This window comes from Aeromonas sp. R9-2 (assembly GCF_040908025.1).
GTDB classification, from domain to species: Bacteria; Pseudomonadota; Gammaproteobacteria; order Enterobacterales; family Aeromonadaceae; genus Aeromonas; species Aeromonas veronii.
Genome location: NZ_JBFOCX010000006.1, coordinates 71,934 through 90,977, shown reverse-complemented (window position 1 = coordinate 90,977; position 19,044 = coordinate 71,934). Strand labels below are relative to the sequence as shown.

The window sequence follows — 19,044 nt, the reverse complement described above, 5'->3', positions numbered from 1 at the left end:
CGATGGCGCACATTCTGGTCATAGATGATGAAGCGGCGATCCGTCGCTTTCTGCGGATCAGCCTGATTGCCGAGGGGCATCAGGTGAGTGAGGCGGTGGGGGTCAATGAAGGGCTGGAGCAGTATCGCCACCTCAACCCCGATCTGGTGATCCTCGATCTCGGTCTGCCTGACGGCGATGGCATTCAGGTGTTGCAGGCCATTCGCGAACACCACCCCAATCCGGTGCTGGTGTTGTCGGCCCGCGATTCGGAGCAGGAGAAGGTGCGGCTGCTGGATGCCGGAGCCAACGACTATATGAGCAAGCCGTTCGGCATCGGCGAGATGATGGCCCGCATTCGCGTGCTCTTGCGCCAGCGGGCTGGCGTCAGCAGCGGCGAGCGGCGCCACTTCCCCCAATGCGGGCTGACGCTGGATGTCAGCAGCCACAAGGTGACCATGAAAGACGAGGAGATCCCCCTCTCCCGCAAGGAGTTCGCCCTGCTGCAGGCGCTGGTGTGCCACCCAGGCAAGCTGGTGATGCAGACCCAGCTGCTCAATGACATCTGGGGGCCGAGCCACAAGGAGGATACCCACTACCTGCGCATCGTCATCGCCAGCCTGCGCAAAAAGCTGGGGGATAACCCCCAGCAACCGACGCTTATCGAGACCGAATCAGGTATCGGCTACCGCTTTATCGGCAACTGACGTTTCACGTGGAACGACGCCCGCAGCAAATCAGCGCCAACAGACCGCAGCCACTCAGCAACAGGCCGAGATCCTGCAATCCGGCCGCCACCGCCAATCCCAGGCTGAGCAGCAGGTAGTAGCCAAGCCCGAACAGGGCACCAGCACTGCCCGCTACCTCGCGATAGGCCAGCAGCGCCTGACTCAGCACATTTGGAATCGCCAGCCCAAAAGCGATGACTACACCCATCATGGGCAACAGGAACCAGAGGCTGGCCTGAGTCGTCCAGACCAGCAGCCCGGCAATCAACGCCAGCACGCTAGCCAGTCTACTCAGAGAGGACGGCTGCCACCCCCTCCCCAGCAGATGCTTGTTGAGCAGGCTGCCGAGCAGAGTCGCCAGTGCCAGCAAGATCCCCGAATAGCCAAACTCGCCGGTGCTCAATCCCAATCCGGCAAACAGGAAGGGGGCCAGACTGTAGTAGCCAAACAGCATAGTGTTGAACAGGGCGACCAGCATGGCACTGCGCCAGAGTCCGCCATCCTTCATCATCCGACACGCCAGCGGCCAGAGTGCGACTTGCCGGGTGGTGGCCGGACGGGTTTCCGGCAGTTGCCAGCAGGTCACCAGCAGCAAGCCTACCGCCAGTATCAGCAAACCGCTGAATACCCCGAGATAGCCGAACCCGCTCGCCAGCTGGCCGCCACTGAGCAGCCCCAGCACCGGGCTCAAGGAGAGCGCTATGCCCATCACCGAGAAGACCCGTGCCAGATCGCTGCCCTGATAGCTATCGCGCAGCATGGTCTGGGTCACCACGGAGCCCACGGCGGCGCCAAAGGCCGAGATAACCCGAGCCAGCAGCAGGGTTTCAAACTGGTTGGCCAGCAGCGCCAGCAGGGTGCCGACGCCATAGGTAAGCAGACCTGCCAGCATGGCGGGACGCCGCCCGATTAGATCGCAGAGCCGTCCCCAACAGACCACGCCTACCGCAAACGCCAGAAAATAGACCGACAGGGTCTGGGATGCCTGCCCTTCGCTCACCCGAAACTGGCTGGCGATGTGGGTCAGGACCGGGCTGTAGATGGTTTCCACAATTTGGGGAAACATCATCAATCCCACCACCAGCCAAAGCGGTGGCAACTTGTTGTTCATGACAAACCTCCTTCACAAGAGGTCGCCATTCTAGAGAGATTCAGATTGTCTGATTACAATAAGCAGGACTATAAACATCAAAAATAAGACACATGGCTTTTATTCTTCCCGATCACCCTTTTGACCCCGACCAGCTGACGGGCAGCGTGATCGGCATTGCCTCCGCCCTCGGCTGGCACGACTCAGGCCTGCATCAGCATCAGCGCCATCAGCTGCTGTTCGCTCAATCCGGCTGCATGACCATGGAGCTGGAAGGTCGGGTCTGCCTGCTGCCGCCTACCCGCGCAGCCTGGCTGCCTGCAGGCACCGAACACAGGATCTTGATGCGCGGTGTCGTTGCCTACCGCTCCCTCTACTTCCAACCGCACCCCGAGTTGCCCGGCACGGTGGAGGTGCTGGCGGTCAATCCGCTGCTGCACGAACTGATCGAACGGATGGCACTCTGGCCGTGGGACAAGCCGCAAGAGCCGCAACAGCGGACGGTGGCACTGTTTATGGAAGAATTGAGGCTGGCGCCGCGGGAGTCGTGGCAGTTGCCGCTGCCGACCGATCCCAGACTGGGCGACTGGCTACAGCAGTTGAAACGGGGGGATGCCCTGCCCGATCGGCTCAACCGGCTGGCCGAGCGGGTGGGTGCCAGTGACAAGACCATTGGCCGCATTTTCATGCGGGAGACCGGCATGAGCTACCAGGCGTGGCGTCAGCAGTGGCGGCTGTTGCGCGCCATGGAGCTGCTGGCAGAAAGCGAGTCCATCAGCCGGATTGCCGCTGCGCTGGAGTTCTCCAGCGACAGCGCCTTTATCAGCTTCTTCAAACAACATACGGGACAGACCCCCCTGCGCTACCTCAGCTCTCGGGGTGAGTCGCCACAGCCTGGCTCGCTTCCACCACCAGGGTATCCAGCGCCAGCGGCTTGAGATTGTGCAACGCATCCTGCACCACGGCGTGGGATGCCTGCTGCAACTCGCTCTGCACATCCCGCTCCAGCTGGGCACTCTCCAGCTCGGGCCGCGGGTTTTCGTTGGCCATCACGTTCAGGCTCAGGGCACTCACAATCAGGGTAGCGATCAGGCTTTTCATCTGGTTTGCTCCGGTATGGTTGAGATGACCAGATAGCTATTCCAATAGTTGTGCCAATCCTCACGCAATTCATAACATGATGATTTTGTTTAAATTAACTATATCTCGATACCAAATTGAGTCGCAAAATGCATCCCACACGGTCATTTTTAAACCAACAGTTGGTGCTTTTAACCACCCTTGATTTTTGCACCATGTTCCACGTGGAACGTCCCATCTTTTTGATCGACACCCGCTTTTAAACTGAGCTATGGTGCTACATCCCCGTAACTCAAATCTGGATCTGTCACTGAATGGAATTTTCCTTGTTCGGCGAGAAGTTCACTCGCCACGCCGGCATTACCCAACTCATGGATGACCTCAATCAGGGGCTGACCAATCCGGACGCCATCATGCTGGGTGGCGGCAATCCAGCCCCCATCCCCGCCATGCAGGAACGCTTTCAGGCCGAGGCCAAGAGCCTGCTCGACAACGGCGAGCTGGTCAAAGCGATGGCCAACTACGACGGCCCACAGGGCAAAGACAGGTTCACCAAAGCGCTGGCAGCCCTGCTCAGCAAGGAGCTGGGCTGGGATATCTCAGCCCGCAATATCGCCCTGACCAACGGCAGTCAGAATGCCTTCTTCTACCTGTTCAACCTGCTGGCCGGCGAATTTGCCGATGGCCGCAAGAAGAAGGTGCTGTTCCCACTCGCTCCCGAATACATCGGCTATGCCGACTCAGCGCTGGCCGACGACTACTTCGTGGCCTACAAGCCCACCATCGAGAAGCTGCCCGATGGCCAGTTCAAATACCACGTGGATTTCGAGAGCCTGCAGGTGGGCGACGATATCGGGGTGATCTGCGTCTCCCGCCCGACCAACCCCACCGGCAATGTGCTGACCGATGAAGAGATCGAACACCTCGATCAGATCGCCCGCGACAAGGGGATTCCGCTGCTGATCGACAACGCCTACGGCGTCCCCTTCCCTGGCATCATCTTCAGCGAAGCCAAGCCATTCTGGAACGCCAACACCATCCTCTGCATGAGCCTCTCCAAGCTCGGCCTGCCAGGCACCCGCTGCGGCATCGTCATTGCCGACGAGAAGATCATCCAGGCCATCACCAACCTGAGCGGCATCATCAATCTGGCGCCGGGCAGTCTGGGGCCCGCCATCACCATCCCGATGATCGAGAGCGGCGATATCATCACCCTCAGCGAGCAGGTAGTAAAACCCTTCTATCAACAGAAGGCGGAGCTGGCGGTACAGCTGCTGCGCGAAGCGATCCCCGACCCGCGCTTCCACATTCATAAACCGGAAGGGGCCCTCTTCCTCTGGCTCTGGTTCGAGGGCTTGCCGATCCACTGTCAGGAACTTTATGAGCGACTGAAGGCGAAGAACCTGCTGATCGTGCCGGGTCACTACTTCTTCCCCGGCATTGATGACCCCGAGTGGCGCCACAGCCAGGAGTGCATTCGCCTCAACTACTCCCAAAGCGAGGAGCTGGTGCGCCGCGGCATCGCCATTCTGGCCGACGAGATCAACACCCTCTACGCTGGTTAATCCAATCCAGCGATACAAAAACAGAAAGGCCTGCAGATGCAGGCCTTTGTTGTTTATCGCGATCCGGTTTGCTTAGCCGGGCAACGCCAGCTGCTCGGGTTTACCGATGGGGATGGCACGGGGCTTGAGCGCCTCCGGCAGTTCGCGCGCCAGATCGATGGTCAGCAGACCATGCTCCAGTTTGGCGCCCTGCACCTCCACGTGCTGGCTCAGCTTGAAGGCGAGCTCGAAGTCACGCTCGGCAATCCCCTGATGGAGGAACTGACGCTCACCGGCCGCAGCGCCTTTGCGCCCCTTCACCTTGAGGGTGCCGTTTTCGGTCTCCAGCTCCAGCTCTTCGCGCTCGAAGCCAGCCACGGCGACCGTGATGCGATAGCCATCCTGATCGCGCTTTTCAATGTTGTACGGGGGGTAAGCGGCGGTCTTCTGCTCGAACAAACCTTCCAGCTCACGGGCCATCCGCTCGAAGCCGACGGCGTTGGAATAGAGATGAGAAAAATCGAGGTTACGCATAATCCTATCCTTCTAATAAGCAACAGGTTCAACTCTCCACAGGCCCGTCATCGGCACCCGGGAAATTTTAAAATTTCAGTGAATTCAGGCTATCAGCCGTTGATCTCAATCTTGCGCGGCTTCATCGCCTCGGGCACTTCACGCACCAGCTCGATGTGCAGCAAGCCGTTTTTCAGGTCGGCCCCTTTCACCCGCACATAGTCGGCCAGCTGGAAGCGGCGCTCGAAACCACGCTCGGCGATCCCCTGATAGAGATAGTTGCGCCCGGTGTCGGCCTGCTTGTTGCCCTTCACCGTCAGCAGATTTTCCTGGAAGCTCAGCTCCAGCTCTTCCTGAGTAAAGCCCGCCACCGCCATGCTGATGCGGTAGTCGTTGTCACCCAGCTGCTCGATGTTGTAGGGGGGATAACCAGCATTGCCATTGCTGGCCGCAGATTCGATGAGATTGGCCAGACGATCGAAACCGATGGCAGAACGATAGAGCGGAGAAAAGTCGATAGAACGCATAGTATTACCCTCTTATGAGCGATAACGGATTGTTTTCCCTCCTTATGGACGGGCGCCTGGTCGAAACCTCTGTCGAGCGTTCCGGCCTTGTTACCTATATAGGGGCTCACTTTTTCCTTTCAAGGGGATTTTTTCAAATTTTTTAAATGGCCGCACCGACCTGTAGAACATCAACCTGTTGGCCCGATAGTGATGATAATCGATCCGTGGGCCACTGATGGCAATGCGCTCCGCACTCCATAATTGGTTGCATATCCACCAGCCAACATGGAGCCATCTCATGAAGATTACTCAGGTTCGTAACGCCACCTTGCTGCTCGACTATGCCGGCACCCGCTTTCTGATCGACCCCATGCTCTCGGCCAAGGGAGCCTTCCCCGGCTTTGAGGGCACCGCCAACAGCCATCTACGCAATCCGCTGGTCGAGCTGCCGCTACCGATCGATGAGCTGGTCGATGTGGATGCCATTATCGTCACCCACGACCATCCCGACCACTGGGATGACGCAGCCAGAGCCCTGATCCCCATGCATCTGCCGCTCTTGGTGCAACATCAGAAGGATGCCGATGCCATTCGTGCCAGTGGCTTTGAGGATGTGCGCCTGCTGAGCGACCAGCCCGAGTTTGCCGGCATTCGCCTGCAGCAGACCGGTGGCCAACACGGCAGCGACCAGTTGATGGCGGTACTGGGCGAGCGCATGGGAGAGGTATGCGGCGTGGTCTTCTCCCACCCCGATGAGCAGTGCCTCTATCTGGCCGGTGATACCATCTGGCATCCCACGGTCGAGCAAGCCCTGCAACAGCATCAGCCTGAGGTCATCATCCTCAACTGCGGCGATGCACAGGTGCCCGGACTCGGTTCCATCATCATGGGCAAGGAGGATGTCGCCGCCGTTTATCAGGCCGCACCGCAAGCCACGCTGATCGCCAGCCATATGGAGGCGGTCAACCACGCCGTGCTGTCACGCCAGGAGCTGTGCGACTATCTGGCGGAACGGGGCATGATGGATCGGGTACGGGTGCCAGAAGATGGAGAGGCGATATCACTGTGACCCGCAGGAGGGCCATGCTAGACATGGCCCTTCGGCTTTCACTGCCAGACGCTTATGATGAGTGGTCTGCGCACAGAGAGGAGCCAACATAATGCCCACCCCGATCGTTGCCGTGGTGACCTTCGATCACTTCAGCCCTTTTCACTGCGCCGTCCCCTGCCTCATCTTCGGCGATATCCTGCCGGGCCAGCCGCTGTTCGAGCTCAAGATCTGCTGCGGCGATGGCAACCGCCACGCACACTCGGCACAAGGCTTCATCATTCAGGCTCCCCATGGGCTGGAGGTGCTGGCCGAGGCGGAGATCATCGTCATCCCCTTCTGGCACGACCCGGCAGCACGGCCACCCGCAGCGCTGCTCGATGCCCTGATTGCCGCCAGAGCCAGAGGTGCCCGACTGGTCGGGCTCTGTCTTGGCACCTATGTGCTCGCCTACGCCGGGCTGCTCAATAGTCGCAAGGCATCGACCCACTGGGAGTACGAGCAGGATTTCTGCCACCGCTTTCCCTGCGTGCAGCTCGATACCAACGCCCTCTATGTGGATGACGAGGGGCTGGTCACCTCGGCAGGCACTGCCGCCGGGCTGGACTGCTGCCTCTATCTGGTACGCCAGTACCACGGCTCGGCCATCGCCAACAAGGTGGCGCGGCGGCTGGTGATCCCGCCCCACCGGGAAGGGGGTCAGGCCCAGTTTATCGAGCAGCCGGTGCCCACCTCCACCCGCGATGTCCGGATGAACCAGTTGCTCGACCACCTGCGTGCCCATCTGGCCGAGCCTCACACCCTGGACTCTCTGGCAGATCACACCCTGATGAGTCGACGCACCTTTACCCGCCGCTTTCATCAGGCTACCGGCCTCTCGGTGGGTGAATGGCTGCTGGCGGAGCGGCTAAGGCGCAGTCAAGAGTTGCTTGAAGTGAGCGGCCATTCCATCGATCGCATCGCCGAGCTGGTCGGCTTCAAGAGTGCCACCTCCCTGCGCAACCACTTCCGCGCCCGCTTTACCATCTCCCCCAGCGAGTGGCGCCGATCTTTTCGCAGCCAAAACCCCTGATACACAGACTCGATGTTTCACGTGGAACGTGGTCAGAAAAACAAAAAGCCGCTCCCTGTGAGCGGCTTTTGTATATCGAGCTGACAGTGTCGGATCTCACTCCTACTGAAAATCACCATTCAATGAAAACAGCCACTTATCGGACTTCGTGCACACGAAAAATCTCATCAATATTGCAATGAATCTTACGAAATCTCATAAGTCATGAAATGCCTTAAATTTCAGTTTGTTATTAACATGCCTGATGACTTGAGCAATTCCAAGGAGATTATGGCTTTTCCCGCAGCGGTTTCGGGTCAGTTGGAGAGCTCGGTTCCTGAAGATCTGAATTTTTACTCTGCTTCCGGTGCTTGAGCTCATCTTTCACCCATTGGCCTGCCCGCTTCATCTCATTCCTGAGATCTTCTATTTCTTGCTCTGTTAGACGCCGATAACTCATCTCGTAACCTCCTTAGCTCCAACACTCAGAAGCGATTCCTCTGAGACTTGCGCCACGGTAATCTATCCAATTCGAAACCCTATGATACATAAGGAATTGACGTGATGGATGAATCCGATTTCGGAATGAACATTGATATCTCGGGCTTACCCGGCCCATTGTTGAATATGGTCATACTCGTAGTCTCTTTTCTCGGATTGCGACTTTTTTTCCACTATAGAGCGGGAACCTCATATGGTTTTGTAAGCAGACTATACGCATTACTTGCTGGCCGCTCAGAATACCAAGACGATACCCTTGCCGAATTCTGGCGACGCAATAAGGAACTTGAGCGTTTTAACGCGATTTTCAACTTCAAAGCCAAATCGCTAGAGGATGCTCATAAACTCATTAAATGGTTCGACGAATATGACTTGGACCATAAAAAATTCGCCCGCCTTAAGGTCTGGTTCGACATTGAAAAACTGGAAATAAAGAAAGCGACTAGAACCCAAGCTGTTAGCTTTATGTTTTTGGGGATTGCGCTTGCCTTGGCGTCGGTCCCATCGCTCGATCTTGGGATAAGGAATGCTGCATTGATCAAGTTCAAAGACGAATCTCAATGGATCTGGCTCGATCATGACCGAGCGTACAATGCCCCCTACAGCCTTAGCAAAGACTGGCTGTTAACCGCACAAAACTGCACACAGAAAACGTTCATTGCAGAGTCTGTAGCTGGTGAGACTCAACTGAAAACAGAGACCATCGCCAACATTTGCGATTCGTTCACCAACATATCCGACGCGGCCCGTATCGACGAGATAATAAAAGGTCAAAAAATATTCTTGGTGTTTGCTCTCCCATTCATAGTCTTTGCAATTGCATCATTCACTGAGCTCTTCCGAAGGCTGACAGCTGTTGAAGCCGCGACCTATCTAGCGGAAAAGAAACGGATCAAGGCCGAGGCCAACGAACAATCATCCAGCTCCAACGCTCGAAATACGGAAGCCACGCAAGAAACCTCTGAGGTTGCTAGCTAGGTACACTTTCTGCCGTATCTGCTGATCCCAAACAGCATCAACCGGCTGAATCCCCCGAGAAGCCAAGTCGTTCATCACACTGGCCGAACTCCGACCGGCTTCTCGGGCCAGGTCACGCAGCAAGACATACTCCGAGCAGAACTTGTCTATCGAGTGCTGGCTGACCAGTTGCCCTGACGAATGGTTGCTGGAATATGTTTCAAGAAGACCTGTATTGGCGAGCTGGTAAGCAAACTCCTGATGAATCCCCATACGCTTCGCGGCTTCGGTTATCGAAAAGAGCTCAGAATTGGAAGATCGCTCCCGATACCAATCTTCGAACTGGTGACTATCGAAAACCAGCTCCCGGATTGTTGGCTTTGGGCTCGACGCATATGCACCCAACGAGCCCTGTTTGATCGCCTCAATGATGATCACCAACGGCTCTTTCACCCCTGCTCGAAACCGCCTCAGCGCCTGATTCATGGTCATAGCCTCGAGAGGTGCTGAACTGCTGTGAGCAAGCGACTTCAGAAACCCGGACAACTGCTCCATTGAAAAGGCCCAAACGCCCCTGGAGGTTGATCCTGGTGCCTTCTGGTATGTGATATATCCATTCTGGCGTAGCTGTCCGAACTGCTTCTTGGTAACGCCGAGATAGTCAGCCGCATCCTTAGCGGTTAGGGTGTCGGTCAGCCATTCCTTGAGCCTCACCACGTCCGGCTTCCACACCAGTACCGATTCTCGCTTTGGCCCCTGTACTGACATACTGCGTACATCATCGTCCGCGATAGCACGCCTCATGTGGGATTTGGGAACTGCGAACTCCCGGCAAGCAGCTTGCAGCGCGAGCCATGGGTGGGACTGGATGGTTCGATCCTTGAAGAGTGTGTTCCGGCGGCTCAAAGCCTTTGGCCAGTGCTCATTGAGATACTGTTCCAGCAGTTGCTTGTAGGGGTCAAAGCAGCCATCCTCAAAAGACCCGTAGAACGCTTTATAGAATCGACTTAGCCGCCGTTCTCCTTGCTCAGAGGCGCTCACTGAAAAGGATGTGTTGAGGAACTTGGTAAAGCTCTCGGTCCCACCAAACAGCGCATCTGCTACTTGGGTCATCACGTTGGCTGACGTATCCATATGAAGCATCCTCGTATCGATGCCGGTCTTACCCATACCGTCACGACCGACAAAACGAGCAAACAACAGAATAAGCTCTGATCGCATTTGGAGATCCAGGTTGTGCCCTGTGGCTATCAAAGCCCGTGATACAGAGCCTCGCTCCAACCATCCTTGCTGTCGTCTTACAGCTTCGGGGGCCAGGCACAGGGCTGATTCAGATAGATCTGCGCCACACTTACAAAGCTTGGTACTGCGAGCCTTGAACAGTATTGGGCTGTTACAGGCCGGACAGGTATCTCTAAGCCAGCCTCCATGTTCAGCACACACCACTGACGCTTTCAGATGCCACGCAGCCTTCCATCGTTGCGTTTCCCTGATACAGACGGGGCAATAACGTAAGCGACCCAGGCGGTGGCTCTGATCGACCAAACAAACCGCCGCCGAGATCGATGACATTTCTGTCCCCCAACCAGTCCAACCCACTCCTGCGAGCAGGTCATGGTATAAATGCAGCTCCGATAGTCTCGGTAGTTGCCCCACTGCGCACATCCAGCGGGTAGAGCCATAGCAATTCAGTTCCGCTAAGCGAACCAAATAACCTATCGGTGACTCGTCCGGGCAGCTGGCAGGATAGATCGGAGGGTATATCAATGCACAGCCGTGACTTATGACTGGTGCCCGCATACCCTCCAGGCCCTTACTTCGGGTCATGCGGCAGCACCTGCCACTCGGCGTACTCCCATAGGTCGGCGATATCGGATGACCGGCCCTGTTCCTGGTCTAAGGCCTTTCTCAGATACACCCAGTAGCTGAGAGCCTGGTGCTTCAGGGTGTCGAAGCACGGTTGTGGAAAGTCGATATTCAGCCGCAGAACAAACTTCAATATGAGAGATGTGTAATACTCGGGACTATCTAGCTGAGACAAGCGGAACAGAAAGGTATCCAACCCCTCAGGCTGAAACAGCAGCTCAGCGGCATTAACAAGGTGAATCCGCGCCGTGCCGCACTGCTTCAGCTCGCGATTGAAGTTATGCACCGTGAGCTTCGGATAGTCTAACCAGTTACACAACAAGCTGATCAGCGCGATCCGGGCCGGGTAATCCAGACCGTGTTCCATGGGGAGTATCGAATACGCTCCGTCCGGCACAGATCCTTCATCCAGGAACAGCTGCATTTGCTCGATGGGACTATCGATTATCTCCGCAGGCGCGTCAGCTAACCGCGCACCACAGGCACAGTACGATAGGTTCGTTGATGCCAATGGGAGCAGGGAATGACAGCTTGGGCACCGATCAACCAGCCAGATTTGGTGCTTGGTGCAAGCGCAGGATACCCAGCTTTGCCAAGCGCTACGCCAATAGCCTCTCTCCGCGATGCAAAGCGGACAATATCTGAGGTGTTGGGTGTTCGCACCAACGGCACTAGCTGTTGGCTGATTACCTGCCCAATCAGCGGCTAATAGCTCAGCAACGGAGAGCGCGGGGGTTTGAAGTACGCATCGTGACGACAGGTTCCTGAATAACCAGGTTGGGCTTTCGTACTGATTCAGTTCCGCCAGACGCTTCAAATATCCATAAGGCAGTTCGTCCGGGAAGCGATCTGGATGCAGCGGTGGTTTGATCAACTCCATGACTCTCCTCCTGTCTTGGAAGCCCGTACAGCAGAAGCAGGCTCGAACAGATTAAATGGCATTCCGGGGCTATCGAGCCGCTTCCAACGGAACCCATCATTGAAGGGGTTCAGCGCGCCCTTACCTTCGTGCCACACCCAATCGACAAATGCTCTTTCTAATACAGAGCGATCAATTGCGGATATAGAGTGCTGAGTAGCCCAGGCGTAGCTCCCCGTCATCAACCGAACGACGTAATCGATAATGCCATTTGTGGCGAAGTGGAAACGTCTTAACAGGTCACCATCCAGCTGCAAGGGCCTCTTTAAACCAAGCTTTTGATCGAAGTGGGTAATTACACCAGCAAAGATCGACTGTTCATGCGGCGATTCGATGGAGAACGGATTCAACTCCAGGCGCCGCCCATAGCGACGTCTCAGTTGCTCGTTTACCTGGAGGATCTGTTCACAGCGCGGAAGGCCCATCAGCACCGTCGAGACCTGGGACTGATCAATCAGTGTCTTCAACCAATCCGAAACCTCCAAAGGCGCTCTGCGGCGGCCTCGGTCGATGAAGTGCTGGAGTTCATCTACGATGATCAGCCGCACCTGCTTCTCTTTGATTAGGTTGAGAATCCGGTTTGTCTTGTCGATAGCAGACCCGCGCATAAAACAGGGTTCCCCCAACTGAACCAGCATCGCTTCTGCCATATTGCGTATGGTTGGCTGCGACGGTGTATCCACACAGAGCACAGGCAGTAACTCGCGGTCTGGCAGTGGTTCGGGTGGAAACTCATCGAATATCAGGGACTTCAGCGTCGACTTGCCGGTACCGGACTGGCCGACGCACAGCAGATGTTGAGGAAGCCCTACCTGGGCACTCATCAAGTAGGCATCCCGAATAGCATCGAAAGCCGCCTGGCATTGAGGGTGGAAGATCACAACTTTTCGGAGTTCAGCGATTTTCTGATGGATGTTTAGGCTGTCAGTCATCGCCTTGCCCCCTCGTCACCACCTTGAAGTTCAGGGGCTCGAAGAGCGACTCAGCGGTCGTATCAGACTCCTTGGGGCGCTCCAGTGCCGGGTTTGAGCTCCAGGAAGGAGGAACAGGCATGGCGTCCCTGGCGGCTTTCTTACGTTCTCGAATCAGCTTGTTGCGGCTCAGATCCTCAATCTTCTGCTGGAACCTGGCCTTGCTCTCCAGTAGCGCCTCCTCGTCCTGTTCATCCAGTCCGCGCTGCTTAGTGTCCTTCAGGATCTGATCGTGTTGACGTAGCGTCAGGCCTTCCGCGTAGTCAGGGTTGGTACAGGGCACATGGATGTAATCCCCCTGCAACTCGTCATAAACCCATACCGCGCCCATATCTTCCGGGTCGTAGCGCACCGACACGTCATACCGGGCATTCGAGCGTATGCGCAAAAGCCCAAGTTCCGCCGAGTTATAGAACAGGTGATAGACCTGAACGCCCTGATGGGAAAGTCGGCGGGTCGTTTCCTTGGTGAGGATCAAGTTCAGCTGCATCAGGCTCTCAGGCAACATTGGCTCCACCATATCGAGTCCATCCTTCCACATCGCTGTTGGCATTCGATGCGTGGTTCTGTGCACCTCTTGGTGGTAGATATCGATAACCCACTCATGGATAAGCGATTTCAGATCAGCCAGAGTGATCCGTGCCATGTCGGCGGAGTTGTAGTCACCACGATGCACAATGTTAGAGAAAGTGGTACCGGGGATACGGTGGCAGACCGCTCGGTTTAACGTGCCTAAAAACCGCTCCACGGCCCCTTTGTAGTGAGGTTGCTGCTTGGGGCAGAACTGAAGCTCAATATTGAGCTCGGCGCAGACGCGCCTCAGTTGATGGGAGTGAAACTCCAAACCGTTATCGCAGATCAGGGTGTGAGGAATCCCGTACGCTGGCCATTCATAGCAAATATCCGGGTAATGCTCTTTGACGTAGGCTTTGGACAGAATCGCGTGACGTAAGGCCCTCATCACCGACAGCTCTGAGGGCGGCTCAAACCCGATGGAAAAACCCAGCACCATACGTGAGTGACGGCACAACAGGAGGGTCAGAGTAGGTCGGCCATCCGCCAGACCTGTCCGCTCGTTAATAACAATCACATCCAGAGGGGTATGATCGACCTCGACCCTTTCAAGAATGTGCTGTGTAACCGCCCCGGCGCCGGTTGCCCGAAAATGCTTATCGGCGGCTCGCTTCCCTTCTCTGGCTGCCATGGCATCGTATTTATCGATCTGATCTACTATCCGGTAGAACTGGGCGCGGCTCGGAATCTTTAACGGCTTGAGCCGCTCCGCATTAAGCTCGTTGATACGGTGGCGAAAAGCATCGTAGACAGCCTGTATGGGTAGCTTTTCCCTAGAAAACCATAAGCGCTCAACGAGTGCATGAAGTTCATCCATCATGTCTTTGGAGAATTTTCTTTGAGTAGAAGGCTTTTGGTATTGGGGGGCCAAACACATCAGGTCTTGGCCGGATTCTAGCCACCGCCTCCACCAACGATAAACCGTTGTCGCGCTAGGGGGCCTGATTCCCCCAATATTAGCGGAAACAGTTTCGATAACGGGCCCCAGACCTGCCGCTTTAGGCTCCTTCCCAAGCCGACTGATGGCCTCCTTGATGTATTCGTACTTACGCAGAACCTCTTCGCGCTGTGACTTGGATAACGCCTTTAAATCGCGTGAAGCTCGGGAGCTCAATCCAGCATCGGAATTCGACTCCCGGTTGTTGGGAGACTCAATGCTCAGCTCTCCTGCTGCCAGTAAAGCGGCCAATTCTGGCTTAGTCTTAACAAGAACTCCGCCATCGGACAGCCGCTCCAGGTAGCACTCTCCTGATACCAGAATCCTATCGATGCGGTATCGCGTGCTATTCAAAGTCAGGCGCAGTCCGGTATGAAAAGAGGCAAGTTTCATGGCCGATACCCTCCGAGAAAAACAGAATTGTGGCAGGAGAAAAAGGTGAGAAAAGATCCGTGTGTAGCGCTTGCTGTGAGAGCAGCGCATAGACAAGTGCTGGTGAGTTCAAAACCTCTGCTAACTGCTCGAAAGTGACGGAACCTATAGCCCGGAGCCAATGCCTGATTCGCAACCACACCTCATCAGGTACATGAACACGTTGATGAGCCCTGAGTAACTTCAGGTTACGTTGTAAGGTAGGTTGGTGAAGCTCTATATCCGTGATAACGCCAAATTGTTGGCCGTGCATCCCCCAAAATCTTGCAACCTGCTGAAACCGTCTTTTGACAGCATCACCTTGGAGCTTGGCAAAAGGCTTAACCTCCAAGTACATCGATCTGCCGTCATGAAACCTCAGCTCAAAATCAGGGGTATAACGCCGCATTTGACCATCACTTTCGAAATAGACTGTGATCGGCTGCTCTCGATAACTCACCACATCAGCTGAAAACTCAAAGAGAGCACAAGCTTTCTGCTCCAGTTGTGATTCCCAAGCAACGAGTCGGTTGTTCTTCGTTGACGGGTAGAACCCGACAACTCGCCCAGTTGTCGGCCGAACCGGCTCACGAACGCGAACATCTCTACGTTGTCGCACAGATTTTTGGCATAGCTGCGCCTCCTGCCTTGTGCCAAATGGCACAACAGTATTCTTTGAAGACATAAGTTCTCCTTACTCTGGCGAGTAATGAAGTTAACTAGCTGGATTAATGTCTAGACAGGCAGATTGACGCCAAGAGGACAAGTGAAGATACTTAGATTTCCTACGTCGTGAGTACCATTACTTGCGCCAAATAGCGGGACAATCCACCCGGTGCGTCCCGTTATATCTACATTGCAATACCCTCCTGAGAGTTGACGCCCAAGCCAAGAACCTTCCGTATGATCAGCACCTGGTCGTCATTCAGCGTACCTAAGTGATTTCGTAAATCGTGGACCATTTCAAATTCATCTTGAGACATACCTTCTGGCAAACGGAACGTCATCTCTGATAGCTCAACTGAGCGCCACAGCCCTTCTTGCTCGTCTCGAGATAAGTTCAAGTTCTTGATTAGCCGATTGAGCACTTCTGCCGATGGTGGCCCCTTACGCCCTCGCTCAAGAGTGCTTACATAGCAAGGATTGATGCCCATCAGGTCCGCGAGCTGCTTTTGCTGAATGCGACGACTACGGCGAAGATTTTCAAGATAGATACCAAAAGGAGTCATAAACACACGATCCAGATTTGTGCATTTAATGTCCACAATATAGAAAGCCTTAGATAAAAAAAATAAAAAAAACAAAAAAAAGCATTTTAAATCAATGTGATGAACTTTGATTATCAAAATAATGCTCTTTGATTCAGAAACATGTCATCGTTACTTGTTTTTTTATTATGGTGTAGAAAACAAGGAGGAATAATAGTGAACAAAATAAGGAAAAAAATGAATCAACATTGGCCTTACCCTGGCGCACGATGGTGGAAATTCGACTTTCATACACACACACCAGCATCCAAAGACACTAATGCTTGGCAAACTGCCATTGGTACACCCAATGAACTGACACCCGAATCTTGGCTGACAAAATATATGACTGCTGAGATCGACTGTGTAGCCATTACTGATCACAATAGCGGTGAGTGGATCGATAGGCTCAAAACGGCCTATGCAAGCATGAAGTGCCAAGCTGATGCAGGGAATCCCCCTGTAGGGTTTCGCGAACTACACCTGTTTCCTGGCGTTGAGATTTCAGTGCAGGGCGGCTTTCATCTACTGGCTATATTCGATCCCTCTGCGACTACTCAAACCATCAGCGATCTGTTGGTTAGAGTAGATTACAACGGTACACGCGGTGATAGTGATGGAGTTACCCGTGAAGGAGCCGCAAATGTCGTAGAACGAGTTCTAGCCGCGGGTGGTATTGCTATTCCAGCACATGTGGACTGTGCAAAGGGACTATTGCAGATTGAGCCCGGTACGCGCAAATGCTTGCTGGATGCCAACACAGTCAAGCAAGTGCTACAAGAACCCGGCATCCTCGCTCTGGAGTGGGTCGCAACCCAGAGCCCCACCCCTATGGTGCTGGATGAACTAAAGCTACGCTTCGCTAGCGTGGTTGGCAGCGACTGCCATAGCTTCCAAGGTAACGCAGTTCCAGGATCCCGTTACACCTGGATCAAGATGGCTAAGCCCAGTTTGGAAGGCTTACGTCTTGCTCTTCTTGATGGGCAGGACATTTCTGTACAACATAGCAGTGAGACCACAGGATTCGACCCTTTTAATACACCAGAGCATTTCATAGAGTCAATTGAGATTCGCTCAGCTCGCTATATGGGGCGTGGTCGAGCAGCCACAACTCTGCCTTTAAATCCCTACTTCAACGCAATTATAGGGGGAAGAGGCACTGGTAAATCCACAATCGTGCATGCCCTTCGCTTGGCCTACCGACGGGAAAATGATCTAAAAACACTATTGACCGACTCCGAAGCAGAACAAACCTTCAGCCGTTTCAATAAGGTTCCTAATACCCGCAATGACAAAGGGGGCTTACTGAAAGAAACCGCCATCTCCGTGCGAGTACAGCGGGATGGCACACCCTATAGCCTGATCTGGCAACAGGAGGGCAAGGGCAATGCGGTGGAGGAATGGGACGTCACTGCGGGCAACTTCAAGTCATCTCCCAGCCAAGCCGTAACCGAACAACGCTTTCCAGTGCGTCTTTACAGCCAGGGGCAGATCGCAGCCTTGGCGGGCGACAACCAGCAGGCACTGCTGAAGATAATCGACGACGCAGCAGGAACTCAGACATCGCAAGAAGTATTTGAGGAAGCCAAACGAACATTCCTAACCTATCGGGCGCAGATTCGCGAGTTGGATGGCAAATTACAAAGCCGCGATGCGTTGGTGTTGTCTCAACAGGACGTTCAACGAAAGCTAGCTCGCTTCGAGGGCGCTGACCACGCGGCTGTATTGAAAAGTTATCAGCACACCAGCCAACAAAACCGCGAGCTTGAACGCCAGTTTGAAGCCTCTGCCGAATTGGCAACTTACTTGAAGAGCATTGCTACAAACTTACAAGTAGAGGGCTTACCGGAAGGACTTTTCGATGCGAACGAAGACAACCCTGCTCTAAATATCATTCAAGCATTACAAGACGACATCAATAAGGCGAAACAAGAGGTCGAAAATACGGCAGAAATGCTATTGGTGCGCAGCCAAGTACTTAAGAATGAGCTAGAAACATCCCCTTGGTTCTCACGAATTGGAGCATCCAAGACTACCTACGATCAGCTCAGAGCCGATTTACAACAACAAGGAGTCAATGACCCCAGTGAGTTCGGCCATCTAGTACAGGAAAAGCAGCGACTTGAAACCGAGATAAAACGTCTTGATGCATTGCAGAAACAACACTTTGAGTTGTGTGAAAAAGTCACACAGCAACTTGAAACAGTGTTATCAGCTCGCCGCACCATCAGCATGCAACGCCAAGCATTTCTACAAGCAACTCTTCAGAACAACCTTTTCGTGAAGATCGAGCTGATCCCCTATAGCCGTGATGCGCAAGGAATTGAACGCTCATTGCGAGAAGTGCTTGGCACCGCTGATGGTAAGTACGTGGATGATCTATACCAAGAACAAGATGGCGCACCACCAAAAGGCCTTGTAGCAGATCTGCTAAATGCCTGTGAGCTTGTTAAAGAACCAGGCATACAGAGCACAACTACCTTTGAAAACTTACTATTGGGACAAAAAGAGCGTCTATTACGTGCCTGTAGTGGTTCTGCAGAATTTGGTGGTTGGTTCAACAAATTCTTGAAGGCTGAAACCGATAAGCATCCAGAGTTTATCGATCATATTCTTTGCTGGTTTCCCGAAGATGGCTTAAAGGTGGAATACAGCCGCAAGGGGGATGGCAGAGACTTTCAATCTATTGGACAAGCGTCTGCTGGGCAACGCGCAGCTGCAATGTTGGCCTTCCTACTAGCACACGGCAGCGAGCCACTGGTGCTCGACCAACCAGAGGACGACCTAGATAACCACTTGATATATGGGCTAGTGGTTCAACAGATTCGTTCCAATAAATTGCGTCGCCAGCTCATCATCGTCACCCACAATCCCAATATAGTGGTCAATGGCGATGCAGAGCTAATTCATGTTTTGGATTTTAATCACCAATGTCATTTGAAGCACACGGGTTCCTTGCAGGACCTAACTATGCGTAAAGAAGTCTGCCAAGTAATGGAAGGGGGAGAAGAGGCATTTGAACGCCGTTACTTGCGTTTGGGAAGAGAAATTTAACTATTTATAGGCTCTCCGTGTAGCAGTAGATAATTATAAGGGAGGCACAAGCCTCCCTTTCCTATA

17 protein-coding genes are annotated in these 19,044 nt (G+C 54.2%); 7 read left to right on the top strand and 10 right to left on the bottom strand.

From position 1 onward, the window contains the following. Positions 1 to 2: 2 nt before the first annotated feature. On the top strand, positions 3 to 686 hold the full coding sequence (locus tag AB5Y71_RS01555) for a response regulator (RefSeq protein ID WP_005357169.1): 684 nt from the start codon (positions 3 to 5) through the stop codon (positions 684 to 686). Between the two features lie 4 nt (positions 687 to 690). Here AB5Y71_RS01555 and AB5Y71_RS01550 read toward each other — a convergent pair whose 3' ends face one another. Next, a complete protein-coding gene (locus AB5Y71_RS01550) occupies positions 691 to 1,818 on the bottom strand; it encodes a multidrug effflux MFS transporter (RefSeq protein WP_368170835.1) in 1,128 nt (375 codons plus the stop codon). A 92-nt stretch (positions 1,819 to 1,910) separates the two neighbouring features. Between AB5Y71_RS01550 and AB5Y71_RS01545 the strand changes: the two genes are divergently transcribed. Continuing rightward, a complete protein-coding gene (locus AB5Y71_RS01545) occupies positions 1,911 to 2,735 on the top strand; it encodes a helix-turn-helix transcriptional regulator (RefSeq protein ID WP_279488637.1) in 825 nt (274 codons plus the stop codon). Here the strand turns inward: AB5Y71_RS01545 and AB5Y71_RS01540 are convergent. Next, positions 2,665 to 2,898: a hypothetical protein gene (locus AB5Y71_RS01540; RefSeq protein WP_088868079.1), complete on the bottom strand. Its 234-nt coding sequence runs from the start codon at positions 2,896 to 2,898 to the stop codon at positions 2,665 to 2,667. The genes AB5Y71_RS01545 and AB5Y71_RS01540 overlap by 71 nt on opposite strands. 293 nt (positions 2,899 to 3,191) lie before the next feature. On the opposite strand from AB5Y71_RS01540, the gene AB5Y71_RS01535 reads away from it, so the two are divergent. Continuing rightward, a complete protein-coding gene (locus tag AB5Y71_RS01535; protein WP_368170834.1) occupies positions 3,192 to 4,442 on the top strand; it encodes a valine--pyruvate transaminase in 1,251 nt (416 codons plus the stop codon). 72 nt (positions 4,443 to 4,514) lie between these two features. Here the strand turns inward: AB5Y71_RS01535 and AB5Y71_RS01530 are convergent, their stop codons facing one another. Continuing rightward, positions 4,515 to 4,955, bottom strand: coding sequence for an Hsp20 family protein (locus AB5Y71_RS01530; RefSeq protein ID WP_005339297.1), 441 nt, complete (start codon positions 4,953 to 4,955; stop codon positions 4,515 to 4,517). Positions 4,956 to 5,047: 92 nt separating this feature from the next. Beyond that, positions 5,048 to 5,461, bottom strand: a complete 414-nt coding sequence (locus AB5Y71_RS01525) for an Hsp20 family protein (protein WP_005339298.1) — start codon at positions 5,459 to 5,461, stop codon at positions 5,048 to 5,050. A 280-nt stretch (positions 5,462 to 5,741) separates the two neighbouring features. On the opposite strand from AB5Y71_RS01525, the gene AB5Y71_RS01520 reads away from it, so the two are divergent. The 3 genes from AB5Y71_RS01520 (at position 5,742) to AB5Y71_RS01510 (ending at position 9,021) form a co-directional block, all read left to right on the top strand. Beyond that, entirely contained in the window at positions 5,742 to 6,512 is a 771-nt protein-coding gene (locus AB5Y71_RS01520; protein ID WP_368170833.1) for an MBL fold metallo-hydrolase, read from the top strand. Positions 6,513 to 6,603: 91 nt separating this feature from the next. Continuing rightward, positions 6,604 to 7,563 carry a helix-turn-helix domain-containing protein gene (locus AB5Y71_RS01515; protein WP_368170832.1) on the top strand — a complete coding sequence of 320 codons (960 nt, stop codon included), beginning with the start codon at positions 6,604 to 6,606 and terminating at the stop codon, positions 7,561 to 7,563. Between the two features lie 543 nt (positions 7,564 to 8,106). Next, complete coding sequence (locus AB5Y71_RS01510; protein ID WP_368170831.1) at positions 8,107 to 9,021, top strand: DUF6216 family protein; 915 nt, start codon at positions 8,107 to 8,109, stop codon at positions 9,019 to 9,021. Here the strand turns inward: AB5Y71_RS01510 and AB5Y71_RS01505 are convergent. The 6 genes from AB5Y71_RS01505 to AB5Y71_RS01480 all read right to left on the bottom strand — a co-directional run bounded on the left by AB5Y71_RS01505 (position 8,959) and on the right by AB5Y71_RS01480 (position 16,023). Beyond that, the gene (locus tag AB5Y71_RS01505) at positions 8,959 to 10,221 is read right to left on the bottom strand and encodes a hypothetical protein (RefSeq protein ID WP_368170830.1); all 1,263 of its coding nucleotides are present in this window, start codon (positions 10,219 to 10,221) and stop codon (positions 8,959 to 8,961) included. The two genes, AB5Y71_RS01510 and AB5Y71_RS01505, sit on opposite strands and share 63 nt — an antisense overlap. 592 nt (positions 10,222 to 10,813) lie before the next feature. Further along, positions 10,814 to 11,746 carry a TniQ family protein gene (locus tag AB5Y71_RS01500; protein ID WP_115544813.1) on the bottom strand — a complete coding sequence of 311 codons (933 nt, stop codon included), beginning with the start codon at positions 11,744 to 11,746 and terminating at the stop codon, positions 10,814 to 10,816. Next, positions 11,737 to 12,717, bottom strand: a complete 981-nt coding sequence (locus AB5Y71_RS01495; protein WP_278991819.1) for a TniB family NTP-binding protein — start codon at positions 12,715 to 12,717, stop codon at positions 11,737 to 11,739. The genes AB5Y71_RS01500 and AB5Y71_RS01495 overlap by 10 nt, the downstream gene beginning before the upstream one ends. Further along, entirely contained in the window at positions 12,710 to 14,659 is a 1,950-nt protein-coding gene (locus tag AB5Y71_RS01490; RefSeq protein ID WP_368170829.1) for a Mu transposase C-terminal domain-containing protein, read from the bottom strand. The genes AB5Y71_RS01495 and AB5Y71_RS01490 overlap by 8 nt, the downstream gene beginning before the upstream one ends. Beyond that, positions 14,613 to 15,362, bottom strand: coding sequence for a Tn7 transposase TnsA N-terminal domain-containing protein (locus AB5Y71_RS01485; protein WP_368170828.1), 750 nt, complete (start codon positions 15,360 to 15,362; stop codon positions 14,613 to 14,615). The genes AB5Y71_RS01490 and AB5Y71_RS01485 overlap by 47 nt, the downstream gene beginning before the upstream one ends. A 166-nt stretch (positions 15,363 to 15,528) precedes the next feature. Next, positions 15,529 to 16,023 carry a helix-turn-helix domain-containing protein gene (locus tag AB5Y71_RS01480; RefSeq protein ID WP_368170827.1) on the bottom strand — a complete coding sequence of 165 codons (495 nt, stop codon included), beginning with the start codon at positions 16,021 to 16,023 and terminating at the stop codon, positions 15,529 to 15,531. 78 nt (positions 16,024 to 16,101) lie between these two features. On the opposite strand from AB5Y71_RS01480, the gene AB5Y71_RS01475 reads away from it, so the two are divergent. Further along, entirely contained in the window at positions 16,102 to 18,978 is a 2,877-nt protein-coding gene (locus AB5Y71_RS01475) for a TrlF family AAA-like ATPase (RefSeq protein ID WP_368170826.1), read from the top strand. Positions 18,979 to 19,044 lie beyond the last annotated feature (66 nt).

Bases quoted from the DNA above. Each gene is read 5' to 3' on its own strand.
- AB5Y71_RS01555 (WP_005357169.1), top strand. From the start codon at position 3: ATGGCGCACATTCTGGTCATAGATGATGAAGCGGCGATCCGTCGCTTT.
- AB5Y71_RS01550 (WP_368170835.1), bottom strand. From the start codon at position 1,818: ATGAACAACAAGTTGCCACCGCTTTGGCTGGTGGTGGGATTGATGATG.
- AB5Y71_RS01545 (WP_279488637.1), top strand. From the start codon at position 1,911: ATGGCTTTTATTCTTCCCGATCACCCTTTTGACCCCGACCAGCTGACG.
- AB5Y71_RS01540 (WP_088868079.1), bottom strand. From the start codon at position 2,898: ATGAAAAGCCTGATCGCTACCCTGATTGTGAGTGCCCTGAGCCTGAAC.
- AB5Y71_RS01535 (WP_368170834.1), top strand. From the start codon at position 3,192: ATGGAATTTTCCTTGTTCGGCGAGAAGTTCACTCGCCACGCCGGCATT.
- AB5Y71_RS01530 (WP_005339297.1), bottom strand. From the start codon at position 4,955: ATGCGTAACCTCGATTTTTCTCATCTCTATTCCAACGCCGTCGGCTTC.
- AB5Y71_RS01525 (WP_005339298.1), bottom strand. From the start codon at position 5,461: ATGCGTTCTATCGACTTTTCTCCGCTCTATCGTTCTGCCATCGGTTTC.
- AB5Y71_RS01520 (WP_368170833.1), top strand. From the start codon at position 5,742: ATGAAGATTACTCAGGTTCGTAACGCCACCTTGCTGCTCGACTATGCC.
- AB5Y71_RS01515 (WP_368170832.1), top strand. From the start codon at position 6,604: ATGCCCACCCCGATCGTTGCCGTGGTGACCTTCGATCACTTCAGCCCT.
- AB5Y71_RS01510 (WP_368170831.1), top strand. From the start codon at position 8,107: ATGGATGAATCCGATTTCGGAATGAACATTGATATCTCGGGCTTACCC.
- AB5Y71_RS01505 (WP_368170830.1), bottom strand. From the start codon at position 10,221: ATGCGATCAGAGCTTATTCTGTTGTTTGCTCGTTTTGTCGGTCGTGAC.
- AB5Y71_RS01500 (WP_115544813.1), bottom strand. From the start codon at position 11,746: ATGGAGTTGATCAAACCACCGCTGCATCCAGATCGCTTCCCGGACGAA.
- AB5Y71_RS01495 (WP_278991819.1), bottom strand. From the start codon at position 12,717: ATGACTGACAGCCTAAACATCCATCAGAAAATCGCTGAACTCCGAAAA.
- AB5Y71_RS01490 (WP_368170829.1), bottom strand. From the start codon at position 14,659: ATGAAACTTGCCTCTTTTCATACCGGACTGCGCCTGACTTTGAATAGC.
- AB5Y71_RS01485 (WP_368170828.1), bottom strand. From the start codon at position 15,362: ATGTCTTCAAAGAATACTGTTGTGCCATTTGGCACAAGGCAGGAGGCG.